Source organism: Methylobacterium crusticola (assembly GCF_003574465.1).
GTDB classification, from domain to species: Bacteria; Pseudomonadota; Alphaproteobacteria; order Rhizobiales; family Beijerinckiaceae; genus Methylobacterium; species Methylobacterium crusticola.
In genome coordinates, this window is the sequence record NZ_QOWC01000480.1 from 1 (window position 1) to 934 (window position 934).

Consider the following 934-nt stretch of genomic DNA (forward strand, 5'->3'; position numbering starts at 1 on the left):
CTCGATGCTGATGAGGAGGTCGTCGACGGCGATCCGGTCGCCCGGCTTCACCAGGATCTCGACGACCGGGACATCCTTGAAGTCGCCGATGTCGGGCAGGGCGACCGGGAGGCTGGCACTCATGCGCGGTGGTCTCTTCCAGGGTGGTCACGACGAGGGCCGCCGCCGCGAGGCCGCCCGCGGGCGCCGGCACGCCGGCCGCCTGGCCGTCCGGCCGAGACAACGGGCTCGCTCATCCTGCTCATGCGCGGGGTGGGGATCGCCTCGCCCCGAGGGGGCCGGGGCCCACGCCTAGAGCATTTCCCGCCCGAGGGGAAACCCGTTTGCCGCAGGCCCCGGAACCCGTCGGCGGACGAACTCCCCGAGGCCCTGCCCGGGCCGCGACCGGATCGGGAGAGCTTGTCCCAGGGGACTTGCCCCAGGAGGCCTTATCTCAGCAGGACGTGCCTCACGAAGACTTGCGCGTGCGCTCCGGCAGCATGGGACGCAGGCCCGGCGCGGGGGCCTGGCGCAGGCGCGGCGAGGCGGGGCCGTGGTGGGGACGGTGCTGCTCGGGCGTCGCCGTGCGGCCGGCCGGCTCGCCCCCGAGGACCGAGGCCACGAGGTCCCGGGCCGTGGCGGCATCCATGGAGCGGAACAGGCGCGTGAGCCCGAACACCGCGTCCACCGAGCGCGCGATCGCCGGATCGAGGCGCAGGAAGATGAACACCGCCTCCTCCTCGGCGATGTCCGCCGCCCGCAGCGCGAGGGCGAGGAGGTCCCGGCGCTCCGGCTCCGTCAGGGAGAGGCGCACCCCGGGCAGCCCGAGGGCCTCGCCGAGGGCGGCCTCGAAGCGCTCCGGCTCGCCCCGCCCGGCGAAGGCCGTGAGGGCGGCGCCGGCCGCCCGCGCGCCGGCGCGGGCCTGCGGGCGCAGGGCCGCCCGGGCCGCGATGCC

General features: G+C 76.6%; 1 protein-coding gene and 1 pseudogene. Both read right to left on the minus strand.

The features are described 5' to 3' along the window. Positions 1–123, minus strand: a 123-nt coding sequence (locus tag DT057_RS37365) for a biotin/lipoyl-containing protein (RefSeq protein WP_162501624.1), incomplete at its 3' end; no start/stop codon positions are given. A 325-nt stretch (positions 124–448) separates the two neighbouring features. After that, positions 449–934: pseudogene (locus DT057_RS35870) on the minus strand (DUF2336 domain-containing protein); the annotation flags it as partial.